The organism is Neolewinella persica DSM 23188 (assembly GCF_000373105.1).
Classification (GTDB): domain Bacteria; phylum Bacteroidota; class Bacteroidia; order Chitinophagales; family Saprospiraceae; genus Neolewinella; species Neolewinella persica.
Genome location: NZ_KB890459.1, coordinates 1 through 17,684, shown reverse-complemented (window position 1 = coordinate 17,684; position 17,684 = coordinate 1). Strand labels below are relative to the sequence as shown.

The 17,684-nt window shown below is 51.5% G+C and carries 18 protein-coding genes; 14 read left to right on the top strand and 4 right to left on the bottom strand.

Translation table 11 applies throughout. The features are described 5' to 3' along the window. Positions 1-63 precede the first annotated feature (63 nt). The 4 genes from B036_RS30665 to B036_RS0122925 all read left to right on the top strand — a co-directional run bounded on the left by B036_RS30665 (position 64) and on the right by B036_RS0122925 (position 2,489). Positions 64-573: a DinB family protein gene (locus B036_RS30665; protein ID WP_020571092.1), complete on the top strand. Its 510-nt coding sequence runs from the start codon at positions 64-66 to the stop codon at positions 571-573. A gap of 59 nt (positions 574-632) precedes the next feature. Continuing rightward, positions 633-1,112: a GNAT family N-acetyltransferase gene (locus B036_RS30660; protein WP_020571091.1), complete on the top strand. Its 480-nt coding sequence runs from the start codon at positions 633-635 to the stop codon at positions 1,110-1,112. Positions 1,113-1,394: 282 nt separating this feature from the next. Beyond that, a complete protein-coding gene (gene ribH / locus B036_RS0122930; protein WP_020571090.1) occupies positions 1,395-1,916 on the top strand; it encodes a 6,7-dimethyl-8-ribityllumazine synthase in 522 nt (173 codons plus the stop codon). A gap of 207 nt (positions 1,917-2,123) precedes the next feature. Continuing rightward, positions 2,124-2,489, top strand: coding sequence for a diacylglycerol kinase family protein (locus B036_RS0122925; protein WP_020571089.1), 366 nt, complete (start codon positions 2,124-2,126; stop codon positions 2,487-2,489). A gap of 18 nt (positions 2,490-2,507) precedes the next feature. Here the strand turns inward: B036_RS0122925 and B036_RS0122920 are convergent, their stop codons facing one another. Beyond that, on the bottom strand, positions 2,508-3,374 hold the full coding sequence (locus tag B036_RS0122920; RefSeq protein ID WP_020571088.1) for a ChaN family lipoprotein: 867 nt from the start codon (positions 3,372-3,374) through the stop codon (positions 2,508-2,510). Positions 3,375-3,607: 233 nt separating this feature from the next. Between B036_RS0122920 and B036_RS0122915 the strand changes: the two genes are divergently transcribed. Continuing rightward, the gene (locus B036_RS0122915) at positions 3,608-4,138 is read left to right on the top strand and encodes a hypothetical protein (RefSeq protein WP_020571086.1); all 531 of its coding nucleotides are present in this window, start codon (positions 3,608-3,610) and stop codon (positions 4,136-4,138) included. A gap of 108 nt (positions 4,139-4,246) precedes the next feature. On the opposite strand, the gene B036_RS0122910 is transcribed toward B036_RS0122915, so the two are convergent. Beyond that, positions 4,247-4,831 (bottom strand): RDD family protein, encoded by a 585-nt coding sequence (locus B036_RS0122910; RefSeq protein WP_020571085.1) that lies wholly within the window; start codon positions 4,829-4,831, stop codon positions 4,247-4,249. Positions 4,832-4,944: 113 nt separating this feature from the next. Further along, on the bottom strand, positions 4,945-5,745 hold the full coding sequence (locus tag B036_RS30655) for a hypothetical protein (protein ID WP_020571084.1): 801 nt from the start codon (positions 5,743-5,745) through the stop codon (positions 4,945-4,947). 105 nt (positions 5,746-5,850) lie between these two features. Between B036_RS30655 and B036_RS0122900 the strand changes: the two genes are divergently transcribed. From B036_RS0122900 to B036_RS0122865, 8 genes are all read left to right on the top strand, one after another. Continuing rightward, entirely contained in the window at positions 5,851-7,971 is a 2,121-nt protein-coding gene (locus tag B036_RS0122900) for a heavy metal translocating P-type ATPase (RefSeq protein ID WP_044103615.1), read from the top strand. A gap of 405 nt (positions 7,972-8,376) precedes the next feature. Further along, the gene (locus B036_RS0122895) at positions 8,377-8,760 is read left to right on the top strand and encodes a hypothetical protein (RefSeq protein ID WP_020571082.1); all 384 of its coding nucleotides are present in this window, start codon (positions 8,377-8,379) and stop codon (positions 8,758-8,760) included. A gap of 31 nt (positions 8,761-8,791) precedes the next feature. After that, the gene (locus B036_RS33060) at positions 8,792-10,159 is read left to right on the top strand and encodes a uroporphyrinogen-III synthase (RefSeq protein WP_071596804.1); all 1,368 of its coding nucleotides are present in this window, start codon (positions 8,792-8,794) and stop codon (positions 10,157-10,159) included. A 31-nt stretch (positions 10,160-10,190) separates the two neighbouring features. After that, the gene (locus tag B036_RS0122885) at positions 10,191-10,799 is read left to right on the top strand and encodes an MCP four helix bundle domain-containing protein (RefSeq protein ID WP_020571080.1); all 609 of its coding nucleotides are present in this window, start codon (positions 10,191-10,193) and stop codon (positions 10,797-10,799) included. Then, entirely contained in the window at positions 10,786-11,316 is a 531-nt protein-coding gene (locus tag B036_RS0122880; protein ID WP_020571079.1) for a DUF3124 domain-containing protein, read from the top strand. The genes B036_RS0122885 and B036_RS0122880 overlap by 14 nt, the downstream gene beginning before the upstream one ends. A 206-nt stretch (positions 11,317-11,522) precedes the next feature. Further along, a complete protein-coding gene (locus tag B036_RS30645; RefSeq protein WP_245557503.1) occupies positions 11,523-12,899 on the top strand; it encodes a SulP family inorganic anion transporter in 1,377 nt (458 codons plus the stop codon). Positions 12,900-12,961: 62 nt separating this feature from the next. Continuing rightward, complete coding sequence (locus B036_RS34335) at positions 12,962-13,477, top strand: sodium-independent anion transporter (RefSeq protein ID WP_245557502.1); 516 nt, start codon at positions 12,962-12,964, stop codon at positions 13,475-13,477. 414 nt (positions 13,478-13,891) lie between these two features. Next, positions 13,892-14,896 (top strand): DUF4249 family protein, encoded by a 1,005-nt coding sequence (locus tag B036_RS0122865; protein WP_020571077.1) that lies wholly within the window; start codon positions 13,892-13,894, stop codon positions 14,894-14,896. Between the two features lie 94 nt (positions 14,897-14,990). Here the strand turns inward: B036_RS0122865 and B036_RS30640 are convergent, their stop codons facing one another. Continuing rightward, positions 14,991-16,208 carry a vWA domain-containing protein gene (locus B036_RS30640; protein WP_020571076.1) on the bottom strand — a complete coding sequence of 406 codons (1,218 nt, stop codon included), beginning with the start codon at positions 16,206-16,208 and terminating at the stop codon, positions 14,991-14,993. 450 nt (positions 16,209-16,658) lie between these two features. Here B036_RS30640 and B036_RS0122855 point away from each other — a divergent pair, with 450 nt between their 5' ends. Continuing rightward, on the top strand, positions 16,659-17,657 hold the full coding sequence (locus B036_RS0122855; RefSeq protein WP_020571075.1) for an SIMPL domain-containing protein: 999 nt from the start codon (positions 16,659-16,661) through the stop codon (positions 17,655-17,657). Positions 17,658-17,684 lie beyond the last annotated feature (27 nt).

Genomic DNA, 17,684 nt, shown 5'->3' with positions numbered 1-17,684 from the left:
TGGACTATTGGACTGTTGGTAAGGTAGAACTTGTTTTTGAATTAATGCGATACCTTAGCTGCCATGAACCTTGCTTCTGAAACCCTTGACCGCATCCTGCGCGCCGCCGCCCAAATGCTCGCTCCCTTCGATGATGATGCCATGAGCCGCCAGCCGGCACCAGGCAAATGGTCCCCTAAGCAAATTCTTGGTCACCTGATCGATTCGGCCTACAACAATCATGGCCGCTTTCTGATTGCGGCTGACCAGGACCATTTGCGATTTCCGGGCTACGATCAAAATGCCTGGGTGGAGCGCAATGGCTACCAGGAACAAGATGCGAGGGAGGTGGTCAGTACCTTTTTTGTGGTCCAAAGCCACTTGGGGCAGCTGCTGAACAACTTGCCTGATGAGCTGCTGAACCGGCAAACAACGGATCACACTTTTGCCACCATGGCCATGCGTCCGTTCCCAGACGGAGCACCTTCGTGCCTGGGCTATTTTATCGAAGATTACCTATTCCACCTGGTCCATCACCTTAAGCAGATCGATCCGGATTTTAAGGAGGATTGGTACATTGGTTATCAGCGATAAACAACTCATTTCGATGATGTTTATTTGGGCATTATTGATACCTTTGAGGATTAAGAATAATGATGAAAATTCGCCCCGCTACCGACGCTGATGCTGCCCCTCTCGCTGCAATCTTTAATTCCTACCTGGGAAAGGCCACTATGGTGCTCGATCCTCGATCGGCAGCAGATTATTTGGCGATCATCACCGGGGAAAAGATGGCGGTTTTCGTAGGCGTCGATGAGCAGGAAGAGGTTATTGGATATGCCTACGTGAAACCTTATAGTGATCGTAAAGGCTACTGCCTGGCCGGAGAAGTAACTATTTTTCTGGCACAGAATAAAACCGGGTGTGGCTTGGGAAGCAAGCTATATGATCAGCTTATCCCCCTGTCAGACGAGATGGGATACCGGCACCTGACCGCCAAAATATGGGCGAATAACTCGGGCAGCATTCGTTTTCATAAGCGCTACGGATTTCGTCTGGTGGGCACGCAGGTCGGTATCGGCTTGGTGAATGGCAGGCGCATCGATACGGTGTTAATGGAAAGGGTGTGGTAAAATGGCGGCTTTTTTGGCGCGGCCGCAGGTGCAGGGATTTTTTTTGGAGCAGGGCGGAAGACCCTCTTACGATAGGGAGTTTGATCCTCCGATCAATCCATCGACTTCGCTGCTTAAACATCTTCTGGCCTGCGCTCGGGCAGTCCCGAAGTGGCCTTTAAGGTAGTGAGCGGTGATGTTGTTGGCAAAGTTAATGACGGTACGTCTCACACATCGTGCATTGAAGTACCCCAACAGCCAACTAATTAGCTCTTCCATGCGTATAATCCAAAAATAAAAGACATGGCTTCTGCCCAAAAGAACCTGAGTACCTACGACGACAGCAATATCCCGGACGCTTCCGAAATGTCCTTTGGCATTGTTGTGGCCGACTGGAACCGGGACATCACCCACGCCCTCTACGAAGCCTGCATGGAAACCCTCACCAAGCACGGCGCTAAAGAAGACAACCTCTACGTAGCCCAGGTGCCAGGAGCATTTGAATTGCCGGCTGGCGCCCGCATCCTGGCCGGTCGCGAAAAACTCGACGCCGTCATCTGCCTAGGTTGCGTTATCAAGGGAGAAACCGAACACGACGTGTACATCAACAACGCCGTCGCCACGGGACTAATGAACCTTACCATTACCACCGGGAAGCCCTTCATTTTTGGCCTCCTGACGCCTAACACCCATGAGCAGGCCCTCGACCGTGCTGGCGGCAAACACGGTAATAAGGGCGTTGAAGCAGCGGTGACCGCCCTGCGCATGGCGGCCCTGAAAAAGGAGAAGCCCGAGGGAAAGAAATCCATCGGATTCGGTAATTAGTAGGTAGTCAATAGCGGAAAATGGGTAGTGCTACCGCAAGTTCATGCTCGCTGCGCTCGTGTGGCTTTACCTTTTAGCGCGGCATTGCCTGGAAAAAGGATGCCACTAAGTACGACGTGAGCCTTCAAACGCTAGCCTACGGAAGTATTACCTACCATTGACTGCTCACTGCTCACTACTCACTATGTGACTATCCACAAATAAGCTATGCTGAAATTCATTACCTCCCGGTTCCGGGCCTTCGGCTTCGCCTTCAAGGGATTGGCCGACCTCTTCCTGAACCATGAGCCCATTTGGGTACACCTCGCGGCAATATTTGTCGCCCTGGGGACCGCCTGGTATTTGGAGTTCCCCGCCTGGAAGTGGGCGATGTTCGTTATTTGCATCGGCTTCACCATTACTACAGAGGCTTTGAATACCGCCATTGAATATGTTGTCGATCTCGTTTCTCCTGATTACCACGAGCTGGCGGGGAAGGCTAAGGATGTGGCGGCTGCGGGGGTGTTGGTTTCGGCGGTTACTGCTTTTGTGGTTTACGCTGTTTTAGTTTGGGAAGCGGTATCACGGGGATAATTTCCTTTATAAGGGCTTCTAATAAGTCCGGGTCATCATCTCCGGCACAGCAATAATAAAATCTGCCTTGCCCAAATATTCGGCTTCAAGTGAACGAATCATTTCCTGCTCCACCGTAGAGATCGTCATCACTTTAAGTTCCGGGGCGTACTGCTTCAGGTACCAGCCGATTCCTTCATAATTATCTGAATGATAGCTGCCATTGAGGTGGAGAAACCTGCGTCCGGCCTGTTTGCGGGCAACAATGAAATGTGCCATGGTGGCGTCCTTGATGGCCTGGGCCATGGGGAAGGTCTCTCCGCCGTGGCCACCGGGCATCATTTCCAACATCTTGACGTAGCCGGGTAGGGTAGCATCGTAGGGAACGGGTAGGGTAGGCAGTAATTTTTTCTCTTCGGCCGACAGCGCCTCCAGTCCGGTAAAACCGTCCTTGAAGACTACGCGGGCGTACCTTCGGGGAACGTTGCTGGCGATAACGGGAACATCGTTTTCTCCCGCCCAGTCCACCAGCGGCTGGTAATCGGTCTTGAAGTTATTCCACAGGCCTTCACCCACCGAATCCAGTGCTTCGGCTTTAATCTCTCCGGCCAGGTAGCGGTCTAGTGCAATCTGCTGATCGGACTCGAACATCTCCATACCGATGCTTAGCGGGCCAGCGGCCCGCAAATCGCGCGCCACTACATTTTGGAGCCAGTGGGCAATAGCGCTGTTGTGGCTTTCCCCGAAGAGTATAATGTCGGCGGCTTTAGCGGCTTTGGCCAGCTTTTTGTACTTGGCCCGTTTGCCCTTGCTGTCAAACAAGGCATAAGGTACCGGGTCAGCCTGAGCGTTGGCAGCGGTGAGGAAGGAGGTGAGCATGATGGTGAGGATTAGTCGGAATAGCATGGGTAGAATTTGACTTTGGCCAAAGGTAGGAAATCGGGAATCAGTATTAAGGGTTCAGTTTTTAGTGAACAGGACTCAGGTTTTAGCGATCAGGATACAGGCCTGGAAAAGATAGTTGCCGGGCCAACACTGGTTTATCCCTTTAATGTTGTCAACTTAACCCTGTACCTGCGGCCGCGCCCCCAATTGCTGACTTCTCCTTACTTTCGCTCCCAGGAAATAAAAACAACCCCATGAGCGAAATAACCACCCTCGGAGTAGGTAGCCGCGTTCGTCATCCGGCATTCGGTGACGGCGTAATTATCAAGCTTTACAAAGCAGCATACGACGTAACTTTCATGCAATACGGCATAAAAACGGTAGGCCGGGAATACGATAAGTGGGAAGTGATCGAAGCAATTGAAGCAGAGGAAGTAGCTTCCTTTAACGAAGCGGAGAAAGCCCTCGTTCGCATCTTACGCACCTACAACGGTATTCAGGAAACTACTAAACTAGGCGATAAGTGGATCGACGGCACCCTGATTCTCCAGCCTGGGGAGGATGGCCTTGCCAATAAAGAAATGCCCATAGACACCTTCTTTCACAAAATTGTGATGGTGCGTGACCGCCTCCGGGTTATGGAACAACGGGTAAACGCCAGCAATTTGTCCGACGAAGAGAAAGTAAACCTGCAGCAATACATTACCCGTATTTATGGCTCGCTCACCTCTTTCAATGTGCTCTTCCAGCGGAAGGAGGATCATTTTAGCGGGCAGAAAAGTTAGGGGCTGGAGGACCAGAAACTAAGAAGCTAAAAACCAGAAGGCCGTCACGCATTGCGCGACGGCCTTCTTAGGTTGAACAGTGGCTCTTGCTTGACCTGGGAGCATTCCTTAGTTTCTAGCTCCTGGTTCCTGACTACTAGCTTCTACTTCTTTAACCACCAGTGTTTTCCCCAGCCGATCATGCAATGCCCTTTTCTGCGAATCAGAAAATATCCACATTACAGAGAAGATCCAAAGGGAATTTATCATCCCAATCAGAAAACTGTTGGACAATGGGTGATTTACCCTGAATTCAAGGAATTGCTCGATGGTCTCCAGCTCCAGCGCTCCCGGTGTTTGAAAGTACCGGATCATGACAAAAATTGCCGCGTAAGCCGCCAGCGCCCAGGGGGTGAACCGGAGAAAACTTTGGTTCCAGGTTATTGGTCCGTGGGTGTGTTGACTGATAACTTTGATCTTCATCACCTTCTTGCCCAGGGTATAGCCATAGACTGCTTCCAAGACTGGCTTGTACGCCGCTTCAGCCACAATGCAAGCCAGTACCAGTGGAAGAGACTTCAGGTAAATCAGAACGTAAATAGCTCCCAACGAAAAGGGAAGCACAAACAGGCGATCTAACAAAAAGGCAATCCCCCGGTCTCGAATGGAAGCCAAATTCTTCGGGCCTTCCGTTGGTGTATTCTGGTCATTCATCTGCACGGCACAAAGGTAAGATTAGTCAGGTAGTCTATAGTCGGTAGAACGTAATATTGAAATATTCTGATCAGCCCTACGGACTACCGACTATGAACTAAAAAAACTACCGACTACTTTCCTGCAGGATCAGCTTCTAAATTAAAGGTCCGGGTAACCGGATTCAGCGGAGCGTCCACCGCAACGCCGTCTTTCATCAGGGTCAGCTCTACGGTATTTTCTCCCATGGGCAGGCCGGTCAGGTAGTAGGGGCGCCATTCATCGATCATGAATTCGTCTTGGCCATTAACTACTGCTTTAACCTGGTATTCGGCACCCAATGGAGCATTTACGGGGAAGAAGTCCAGCATCACATTTTGAGTCTCCTTATTCCCGACGTAGGTTCCTTTCGGGCGGCTGTAAAAGAGCATTGGCGTTTTTATCTCAGCAATTTCGGTAAAATTCCCTTTCATCGTAGTCGCTTTTACGGCTCTGTGGGCCTGACCGTTCTTGATAGACTCGTGGTAGCTCCGGCTAAGGAAGGTTAGGATATGGTGCTCTCCATCCGCAACGGCCTGTTCGAAGGTCGGTTCGTACTTCGCGATGTACGGTTCGTTGTCGATGATCAGGTGAGCGTGCTGGCCTTTACCTGAGTTGGCGCACATGATGGAACCTGCGTCTGGGGTAGGGACGGCAAATTCGTAGCCGCTGGTTTCGTAGGTGAAGGTTCCATCCCTGTATTTCCAGCCATCGATCTTGGCGTCGGGGAAACTCTTGGTGGCGGGCATGGGGGCGAGTGCGACAGCCTTCATGGCCGGTTCCGGAACAGCTTCCGTTGCCGTATCGTCGGTAGTTTCAGTAGTGGCCTCTCCACCGCCGCAAGCGGTGAATAGAAGCACCAGAAAAAGTAAAATGAGTTGGCTAAAGTAACGCATAGCGTGTGTTGGTTGGTTAACTTATTGCGGGGTGTCCGCGTTTAATACTAGTATAAAGTATCAAAACAACATTAGTTCGTGAATAAGCAGCGGGAAATCATAGAAATGAAGGTTGAAGGGATGGATTGCAATAATTGCGCCATGTCTATTCAGCGTTTTCTGGAGCGAAAAGGCCTGTCAGATGTCCTGGTAAATTTCCAGACCAAGGAAGTTCGCTATCGTCAGGATGATGCTGCCCTTGATATGGATGGGGTACGTGCCGGGATCAAGCGACTGGGCTTTACCGTAGTCGATGAGCCCGCACATGGAGAAGACCATCATGGCCACGCCCATGAACACGAAGACAAGGCCCGCCGCCGACTGGTTTTCTGCGCCGTTTTAACCGCGCCCTTGCTGCTCGCCCACTTGCTTATGACCTTCGGCGTACACATTGGTTTGATGCACAATGGCTGGGTACAGTTGGCCCTGGCCGGGCCGGTTTATCTCGTTGGTGGCTTGTACTTCGGTAGGTCTGCGTTTGCCGGACTGCGCGAACGCATGCTCAATATGGACGTGCTGATTTTCCTTGGGTCAACGGCCGCCTTCATCTATAGTCTGGTCGGACTGGCCTGGCAAAACCCCGACTATTACTTCTTCGAAACCGCTGCGACCATCATTACGCTGGTCCTGATCGGCAACTGGCTGGAGGCAAGGGCGGTGGAACGGACCACTACGGCCATTGGGGCACTTTCTGACCTGCAGGAGGAGAACGCCCGGCGGATCACCGCCAGCGGGGCAGTGGTTTCTCTGCCCGTCGAGGAAGTTCAGGTTGGTAATCACTTACGGGTCAATACCGGAGATAAAGTACCACTGGACGGCAAAATATTGGAGGGCACCGTGTCGGTAAACGAAGCAATGCTGACCGGGGAAAGCCTGCCGCAAGAAAAGGGTGTCGGCGATGTGCTCCTTGGGGGGAGCATCATTGTCTCCGGACAAACAACCTATGCAGTATCTGCGGGCTACAAGGATGGTACGCTGGCTAAAATAATCGACCTGGTCAAAACGGCACAGGCAGATAAGCCCAGTTTGCAAAGACTTGCGGATCGTGTGTCCGCGATTTTCGTACCGGTAGTGATCGGCATTTCAGTGCTTACGTTTTTGTTGGGCTGGCTTACTGGTTATGCCACGGCGACCCAGGCCCTGATGAACGCCATTGCCGTATTGCTTATTTCCTGCCCCTGTGCCATGGGGCTAGCAACACCAACTGCTGTAATGGTGGGGGTCGGCCGGCTCGCTCGCCTGGGAGTACTCGTAAGAGGGGGAAGTACGGTGGAAAGGTTTGCGGGCATTGAAAGAATGGTGTTCGATAAGACGGGTACGCTGACTACGGGCGAACTGAAAGTGAACAACTTCGCAGTGGCTTCTGGTGCAGACCAGGGAGCGGTCCGGTCCCTAATCCATGCCATGGAGCAATACTCCAGCCACCCGATTGCCGAAAGTATCCGCAATTTTCTGGAGGAGGAGCCGCTGCCCCCTGTATCGGCCGACCTCGTTGTGGAAGAGACGCCCGGCCTTGGATTGGAAGCCTCGGATAAAACAGGGGACAAGTATTATTTGGGTGCAGTGCGCAAATTACCCGCCGAGGTAGCGGTTCCGGATGGAGCAGACGTCGTGCTCTTGAAGAACGGAGCTTATCTGGCCAGTTTGTCCCTGTCGGATGATTTACGTCCGGGGGCGCGGGCGCTGGTGCAAGGTTTGGTTAAACAAGGCATTGAGACGACCCTGCTGACTGGAGACCGTACCGCAAAAGCAGAGCTCGTTGCCCGTGAACTGGGCATCAACGAAGTTTACGCCGAACAACTCCCCGATCAAAAACTGGAACGGATCGCTGCGTTAAGCGCTGAAAAGCCGACCGCCATGGTCGGCGACGGCATCAACGATGCGGCGGCGCTCAGCCGCGCCGACCTGGGGATCTCGCTTGGCGGCGGCTCCGCCGCCGCGCTGGACGCCGCACAAATCGTCCTGCTCCGCGATGACCTAAGCCTACTCACCGAAGGCCGTAAAGTAGCCAACCTCACCCTTCGTACCATTAAAGAGTCGTTGTTTTGGGCCTTCAGCTACAACATCGTGGCCATTCCGCTGGCGGCGCTGGGCTTCCTCAACCCCATGTGGGCGGCCCTTTTCATGGCCTTTTCTGATGTCGTGGTGATTGGTAATGCCATCCGTTTGAAGACACGAAAGGTTTAGGCGGCAGGAATCAGTGTTCAGCACTTAATGGTCTTTGGACCTAGATGTTGGAAATACACTTTAACCAGCGTGCCCGCCCGCCTTACCGCTGCATTGAAGCTAGGCCCCGTAATCCCTCGGCCAGGGCAATCGCAAGGTCACTCATCCTCCGAGAGACCGGGTGGGGGGCAGTCCTCAACAAATTATTCGCTAGGCGGAGGAATCATGTATTTCCTGCTGCTTCAGCCGACGAGCGAAGACTTCGCTGACCGAGCTTGCCGTTGCTCTGGTCCCACAGTCAAATACCCTTCAACTAAAATGGTTTGACAGTAATCTTACACTATGTGATAGTAAAGCTATCGTCTTGTGTGGTGAGAGTATTGTTCTCTTGGTGTAAAACGATTGATTACTTCAAATCATAGAATTATGTTTAATTGCAAAATAATCATCACCCTGTTCGTATTTATGCTATCAACGGTAAGCCTTATGGCAAGTACGACTTCGGCCTCAATAGTTATTGATTCCCTGCCCAATGGTACGGATCAAGCGAAATTAGAGCAGATCGAAAAGAAACTGACCCGTAGTCCTCACCACAAGAATCCCAATGCTGCTGGTCGGCTTGCGGTATTTAATCGCAATGCGCCTGTCGCTACGGCTAGCAAAAAGGAAACGGTAACCGGTCCTGCGTACAAAAACAAAAAGCGGGTACCGGTTTCGGCAGATACCACGGCTGCGCCAACCACTGCCCGCCGCAAGCTGACGGGCCCACGCTATAAGAACCGGAGAGCCAAAGCCCATCACAACCAGTAAGACAAAAGGCATTAATCAACCAAATTCCGTCATGGCTATTCAGGTAAGAATTCTCCCCCCTCCCGCACTCTACATTTCTGATCCTCAGGGAACGGATCTAGGGAAGAGAATCCTTGCCAACAGCATTCTTTTGATGAACAGGGTTGGGTTGGAAGACTTTACGTTTAAAAAACTAGCCGAAGAGATTGGTTCTGCGGAGGCCAGTGTGTATCGTTACTTCAGCAATAAGAACCAATTACTTTTGTACCTCACAAATTGGTACTGGGATTGGGTGCATCACCTAGTCATTCAGGAGGTGCTTCAGGAACGTGATCCTTGGTTGCGGTTAAAAGCCGCCATCGGAGTGTTGGTCAGGCCCTATTCCCGTAAGTCAGGGGTCGACTACATCGATCAATGGGAACTGCACCAGCTGGTCATTAACGAAGGAACTAAAGCTTATCGGACCAAACTCGTTGACCAGAAAAACCGCAAAGGCCTGTTTCTGGGTTATAAGGGACTTACCGAAGAAATCAGCAAGCTGATCCTTCGGATTCACCCTCAGTTCAAGCATCCAAAGGCTTTAGCTTCTTCCATATTTGAAATGGCGCACGACCATCCGTTTTTTGCCAGACATCTTCCCCGCCTTACGGACCTTGAAAATGATGAGGATATTGGAGATAATCTGGAAGAAATGCTCTGGGTCTGGACGACTAAGCTACTGGGCCAATCTCCGAACAAAAGGTCTGGCAAGGCTACTGCTCCCAGTAAGGTATTCGTCACCAGGAACCTGAAAGCGGACAGTGCCCTCCGGCACTGGGCAACCGTTTCCGGCAACTCAATTACGGGGCGCTCCTTGCTGAAGTTTCAGCAAGTTCCCTTTCAGGTACCCGCCGAAGCTGACTGGTGGTTCTTCTACAGTTCAAAAGCCGCCGAATTCTGCCTTTTCTCAGCAATCTTGCCCGATAACGTTCGCCTGGCGGCGATCGGGGAGGGGACGGCCAAAACCCTGCGGGAGCTCACCGGTAGAGCAGATTTTGTAGGGAAAGGTTCGCCCGCACGGGTAGCCGAACAGTTCAAAGCAGTCGCCGAAGGAGACCGGGTTTTCTTCCCCCGCGCCAGGAACTCCCTGCTTACAATACAACGCCTGCTTGACGAGCACGTCACGGTACTGGATGCCATATGCTACAATAATGAACCCGTACCGGTTAAGGAACCGATTCGGGCAGACGTTTTTATTTTTACCAGCCCGCTGAACGTCGCTGCATACCTGGACCAACAGGAGCTGGCTGCATCCACGCGGGTACTTGCAATTGGTGGACGTACTGCAGCTGCACTATACCAAAGGGGATATTCGGCTAATTTTCCCCAGTCTCCTTCTGAACAAGGGCTGGTCGATTTACTCGAACGCCCTTCTGCGTAGCACCATCTTCTTCTAACCAAATTCAACCATTATGACGCTCTTTAATAAAATAAAATGGATACTTGGTATTGCCCTTGTATTTCTGCTTGTAATAGCGACCAACCTAATTGACCGACAGAACTTCCTGATCATCGAAGCGTCGATCGAAACCATCTACGCTGATCGAATAATCGCACAGGACATCATTTATGATATCTCCAAAGAAGTGGCACAAAAAGAAATAGCCTACGCTAAACTTGGCGTTGATCAGCCGATCGGTAATTACAGTTCTAACAACGAACGGATAGAGGAATACATCGAGCTATTTGCTGCTACCAAGCTAACGGCAAAGGAAAAGATATTCTTTGATAGCCTGAAAAATAGTTTAGAAGACCTTCAATCAACGGAAGCATCCGCTACTCCGGGGCAGGAATCTGCCGGAAAGTTGAAAACTGATCTCATGGCCGTACGCGAACAGCTGGACGAACTGGCCGATATTCAGGTAGAGGAGGGCAAAAGAGAACTCTACGAAAGTAAAAAAGCACTTGGGTCTGCGCACTTGTTTACCCAGTTAGAGATAGGTGCCCTGATTGTCATGGCTATCATTATTCAGTTCATTGTTCTCTACACACCAAAAATTGGTCCGGATGAAAACTCATAGCGTTGTTGCGGTAGCCCTTTTATGCTTATGCTTTTCCGTCGTCAGCTGCGATCCTCCGGCGAAAGCCATACCGGTCACCTCCATTCCGAAACAGGACTGGGAACTGCGCCAGATTGACCTCACACCCCGTGATTCTCTGCTAACGGGCAGCACGTACCTCTCTAGTTATTCTGAAATATACGTGAAGTCTCAGCACAGTAAGATGAAGTTGACGGGCACCATAAGTATGCGCAATATTAACCCGAAGGATTCCATCTTCATCGAGAAAGCTATCTACCACAAAACAGACGGAACCAACATCCGGAGTTATTTCGATAAGCCAGTATTCCTGGCGCCATTAGAAACGCTTGAAATCATCATCGGAGCGAACGATCTGGAAGGAGGTACCGGAGACAACTTTGTCTTTGAGTGGCGGAAGCCTAAAGGCACGCATGATCCCTTTTTCGAGGGTGTCTTTATTACCGATTACGGGCAGCAGGGAATATCATTTACTACCCGGGGCATCCGTATTGAGTAAAATGCCCTATTTTCTTGCCTAAATAGCCTCCAGGCTTGTTTCACTTTGCTTTGGCAACCTTAACCCTGTACCTGCGATCGCGCCGCAATTTTTGTACAATAAGGTGGGCGCGGTCGCAGGTGCCATGTAGAAGTTGAAAAGCAAAGGGGCAGGGAAGTATTGCTCCCGAAGCCTGACTACTAAATTTATCACTATCAAAATTGATTATGACTAATCCCTTTAGCTTCGATTTTTCAAATATAAAAGGTGATTTTCTGGGCGGTCTTACCGCCGGTATCGTAGCACTCCCGCTCGCTCTTGCGTTCGGCGACCAGACGGCCCTGGGCCCTATGGCCGGGCTCTACGGCGCCATAGCTATTGCCATCCTGGCCGCCATGTTCGGAGGTACGGCCACCCAGGTCTCCGGCCCTACCGCCCCCATGACGGTTGTCTCCGCTTCCGTTATCTCCAGTTCGATCATCGAGACCGGGGCAGGGTCCGTCCAGGAAGCGCTGCCGCTTATTCTCGCCACTTTCTTCATCGCGGGGGCCTTAGAAGTATTTTTTGGTATCATTAAGCTGGGCCGTTATATAAAATACATTCCCTATCCGGTCGTCTCCGGCTTTATGTCTGGTATCGGCGTGATCATCATTATTACCCAGCTGTTTCCGCTCCTGGGCTACGATGCGGGAAAGGACGCCCAGCTTGTCAACGAACGTAAGCCACAGGCGGAAGAGCAAATTCTGGAAGGAATCATTCGCGAAGAAGAACAAGATGGCGTTTTTAAGGGAGTAATGGACGGTGCGGTTATCCTGGAAACCGGTGAGCGGTTCAAAGAAGTAACATCAGCCGATATTGAGGACAAAGCCCAGCGCCTCGTCCGTCGTCAGTCCAAGAAAACGGTAGGCGTTTTTCAACTGTTTACCCGGCCATTCTCTACCCCGAACGGCATCAACTGGATGAATTTTTTACTAGCCATGGCCACCATTGGAATCATCTATGGCTTCAAGCGAATTACGAAAATACTCCCCTCCAGTCTGGTGGCACTCGTCATTATATCCGTTGGTGCTTATTTCTTCATGGCGCCGGGAACGGTGCCAGTAATCGGTGAGGTAGAGCAAGGCCTGCCCATGATTCAACTTAGCTTCTTTGCCGCTATGTTTGACTTAGGTAACCTGGGTATCATCCTGAAATTTGGTGCAACGCTTGCCGCCCTTGGCGCTATCGACTCCCTCCTCACTTCCGTTGTTGCGGACAACATTACCAAAACGAAACACGACCCCAACCAGGAACTAATTGGGCAGGGTATCGGCAACATGGGGGCTGCTTTCATCGCCGGGCTTCCAGGTGCGGGCGCTACCATGCGTACCGTCATTAACGTAGAAAGTGGCGGTAAAACCAAGATTTCCGGTATGATCGCGGGGGTTTTCCTGCTTGCTGTATTGTTAGGTCTTAGCGGTATCGTTCAGTTTATTCCCAAGGCGGTTCTGGCCGGTATTCTCCTCACGGTGGGTATTGGAATTATTGATTATAAAGGCTTCCGTCACCTCCGCTCGGTACCCGTTGGCGATGCTGTAGTGAGATGCTGGTGGTTCTCTTCCTGACCGTCTTTGTCGGTCTACTCGAAGCCGTCGCGGTGGGTATGATTATGGCTACCTTGCTCTTTATGAAGAAAAGCGCTGATCAGGCTGAGAAAGGCGCAAGCTCCGAATCAATCAGTGACTTTAGCATAGAAAAGCCCTGGGCGGACGAAGGAGACCTCGTTGACCGCATCGGAGACCGGGTGTTCATCAAGCACCTCGACGGGCCAATTTTTTTCGGCTTTGTCTCTTCGTTCCAAACCATCATTCAGGCACTTCCGAACCTTGAGGTGCTCGTCATCCGTATGGGAAGGGTTCCTTATATCGACCAATCAGGACTCTACGCAATGGAAGATGCCATTCTCGACTTACAAAACAGAGGTGTTGCCGTCGTATTCACCGGCATGAACGACCAGGTACGCTCCATGATGGAACGTATCAACCTCATCCCCGGCCTCGTTGACGACAGTTATATTTTCGATAACTTCAGCCAGTGCCGCAGCTGGCTCAGTCAACGGTTGGAAGAAGGTGATCTTGACCAGGTAAGCCATCGCCAGAGAAACATGCCCACCAAAATAAGTGACAATATTGACGAGATGTAAAGGCGGTGTAGCTGGCTGCTCTCTGGCCTTCAAAAGGTATGATTGGTGAAAAGGTTTTTCCCGTATGTCCTGCTACGCAGCTTCCGGGTAGAATGGACTCATCCGCAACGGCTCGTGCCCGCCAGCTTTCCAGTAGTTACCACCGCATGCCCGCCTTCGGAAAAACCTTCTGTACCACGAGTCTAAACGAGGGCTGGGCCTGGAGCACTATCGTGACATACTTTCAGTATCGGTCCGTAAACCTCCTTAATGGTTACTTTTCTTAGCCTGACTGCTCAGAGCATCAGCGCCTCAGTGGTAAACCCGCCCCCGCCAGTTCAGACGCCCAAAAGACCAACAAACCAATAAACCAACCATCCATTCTAGCTATCTTTGCCGCCCAAAGTTCCAACCTACCAAAGAACCACGCCAATTATGTTCCGTCTATCCCTGATTGCTTGTTGTCTTCTCGTCCTCTGTTCCTGTCGTGATGAATTTACCCTTGAGGGTGATTATCAGGACATTCCGGTGGCTTATGCCTTCCTGAACCCCGACGATGATCGTCATTTCGTTCGGGTCCAAAAGGCTTTTTTGCAGGCAGGCGGTAATGCCGAAGAGAATGCTGCCATCGCTGATTCTATTTACTACGGTAGTGGAGAAGCCAGCGTTTTTCTGGAAAACCTTACCGATAGCAGAATTACCGAACTTGAGCGGGTTAACGGTGAAGACTTTGAGCTGAACCGCGAAGACGGCGTTTTCGCTACTTCTCCCAACATCCTCTATACCGTCCTTGACAGTGAATTTGACCTCGATGGTGGAGACGATGTTCGCCTGTTGATCACCCGACCCGGCCAAACCGACGCGGTAGCGGAAACAAAAATCATTAACTCCATCACCATTAACCGTCCAAACGAAATGGTACGGATAGACGATTACGAGCGTCCCCTGGCGATGACCTGGTCAAAGGAAGTTGGTGCTGCCATCTATGACGTCACCATCTTTATGGATATCCGTGAGTTGTTCCCCGCAGACGCCAGCCGAAACCGGGACGTACGCCTGGAGTGGAACCTCGCTAATAGTTTTGTTCCTGGCGGAGACCAAACGTCCGACAATTTAGTACGCTACGATGTTTTGAACGAAAGCTTCTACCGTTTTATCGGGAATGCCTTGGAGCCCGAAAATGGTGTTGTCCGCCGGTTTCAGAATTTCGATCTTCGGATCTCCGCTTCTGGTCAGGCCGTACTTGACCGTCGCTTGCAGGAAAATGCCAATGCAGGGCTCACTAGCTCGCAGGCACTTTCCCCTTATACCAATTTAACCGGTGGCCTCGGTATGATCACCAGTACGGTTTCTACTTTGCGGGAAGACATCCTTATTGATGGAGGTAGCCTGGATAGCCTCAAGGATGGGATACATACCCGGACGCTTGGGTTTAGGTAGGATTGGATAACGAAAACGAGGGGCTGCGCTTGGTCCTGCGGACCATCGCTTACCCCTCGCTACAAGAGACGGCCCTCCGGGCCTGTGTCTGGGGTTATTCCTTAATAACATATTTCTTTTCGATGAGCCGTTTCCTTACACTTGCGTTAATGCGCGAGCCGAGGGTGTTGTCTTCGGTGCCGGCGGCTGTTTTGCGTGCTTCGGCAACGAAGGCGTCACGTTTATTGGTAAGGTCCTGAATGGAGGTTTGCAGGGCAAGACGTTCTGCCTTCATTTCGGCAATTTTTGCGGTCAGCACCTCATCTGAGAGGGTCCGCAGAGAGTCTGGTAGGGTAGCTTTGTCCTTCATGACCCGTTCCTTGTCTTCCGAATAGGCATCCACTAGATCCCAACTGGCGTTGGTGTAGTTGGCGCTGGCTTTGTACTTAGCCCGGCTGCTCAGGTTGGCTTTTCCATAGCTGGCGGCGTTGGCATCCTGGCGAACCTGGTTTTCCTGAAGCGCAATGCCTTGTTGCCCTACGGGGATGTAGGTGCCGTTCAGCCGAAGGTTACCTTCTTCGATGGCGTCATCGTAGGGAGAGGGGATGAAGACCACTGCTTCGTCCTGGTTGATGGAGAAGAAGTCCCCGTCTTTATCGGTGAGGGCGATGCGCCAGGTTTTGCCGTCGGGCGTGTTGGGGTCGCCGCAGAAAATCGTGTTGACTACGATGCCTTTATTACGGGCTTTCGTCAGGGCATCTTTTGCACTGACGTTGCCCTGGAGGAAGGATTCGTTGCCGGCTATATATATAAGTTTGACGGTGTTGGCGTCTTCGTCCCACTGCAGCTGCTCGGTGCTGGTAAGAATCACGTGGCCGCAAAATTCGTCGCCACCACCAGTTTTAAGGCCGAAAAGCTTTTCACTGAAATTGTCCACATTGGTAGTGAGGGAGGACACTTCACGGATGTATCCTTTTTGGGGTAGCAGACCACTGTTTCCATATTCGAACAGGGCCACTTCAATGGCGGGAGACTGCCCGTCCCGCTCTGCTTTCAGGATTTCGCCGAGGATGTTCCACAGGCGGGCTTTAGCCTGGTCTATGAGGCCATCCATCGAGCTGGAAGTGTCGAGTAGAAAGGCGATTTGGATGCGATTTGCTGAATTTTCCGGAGCAGGCGCGGCCGCAGGAGCAGGCAAAGTACTTTCGGCAGCAGTGGGGGAGAGGGGCGCTGAGATCCAGGTGCCGGAAAACAAATTGGTTAGGGTAAAGACGGCCAGGGTTGCGGTTAGTACGGCAGCGGCAAGCCAGGTAAAGGTGGAAGGGATTTTCATGTCGATGTTTTAGGGAAGCTTTTGGCTTCGGTGAATTGGGTTGACAAGGACAAAAGTCGGTGGTGGAAGCACGCTGCGCCAGCTGGACTTTGTGAACGGGCCGGTTGACTTGGTGAATGGGCCGTTAGGCGCGTAGGTTCCCGATCTGGCGGGTCTTCGGCTGGACCGGGAGGTCCAGAACCCAAAAGCGCTTCGCCAGACTTTGTGAACGAAGCCTACTACTTTGTCAATGCCCCCAATGTGCCCGTGACTATACCTAAAACGGCCTTTTTGTACAGAGAAATCGGGGTTCTCCCAAAAAACAGGCCCTTAGTTTTGCCACCGGACAACGTGGCTTCCAGTAGTTAAAGTCAAGTTTCTGGCGAGTAAAACCTTGCTTTCCAGAAACCTTCCTTGCCCCTGCGGCCGCGCCATCAATTCTTTCTTCTTCAACCATAAATCCCCTGTTTCATGCGCTACCTACTGCTCTTTATTACCTGCCTGGGTACTTTCCATCTATCCGCCCAGGTGATGGGCAATTACCGGAACCAGCGCCCCCAGGCCTTGTCCAATTACCAGCCCGCCTTTCGAAGTGTACAACGAGCGGCTGACCTTAACCCCGACCAGAACATCATCGAAATGACGGTGAATGCGCTAAGTAACCAGCAGGCAGATGCACACATAGCTATCTTTAGTGTCTTTCAGTCAGGCAAGACCGCAAAAGACGTGAATCAGGCCATGAACGAACGACTAAGCGCCGTAACCAAAGCCTTGCAGGCTCTGGGTATTGATGAAGACGATATCTACATCGACATGGTCAATTTTCTGCCAACCTACGCCTATAATGAAGAGAAAAAGATCTTCTCAAAAAAGACCCTGACGGAGGTGCCCACCGGCTTTAATCTTCAAAAGAACCTCCACATCCGCTACCGCAAGGCAGAACTACTGGACCAGATCATAACGGAGGCCGCCGAAGAAGAAATTTACGACATCATTAAAGTTGACTATGCCGTAAATGAGCCGCAAAAAATCTACGAAGAACTGCGTAAAATGGCGTTTGAGTACCTGGACGGCATTAAAGAACAATACGCCAAAAATGGCATCGCCCTGGACACCGCTCTCCAGCATGCCGCCGAAAGTGCCTGGGTGGTTTACCCCGGAGAGCGTTACGAAACCTACTCCGCCCACGCCTCCCAAAAGCTGACGAAGCAGGAAACCGCGAACGCAGTGGTGACTAATGTAGATAAACCAACCCTGAGCTTCTACCAGGCCATCCCCGCAAACGATTACGACCTGGTGATCAATCCAGATCTGTTGGAGCCGGCCGCTCAGTTTACCTACAGCCTCAAGGTCCGGTTTACCCTTCACCCGCCGAAGGCACCGGTGGCACCACAGAAAATCGTAGAAGTTAAAAAGCAGTTCATGTACCTTACGCCTGAGGGGAAAGTGGTGCCGCTGGTGTTGCAGTAGGGTTCGCTTTGCTCATGTTGCAGGGTT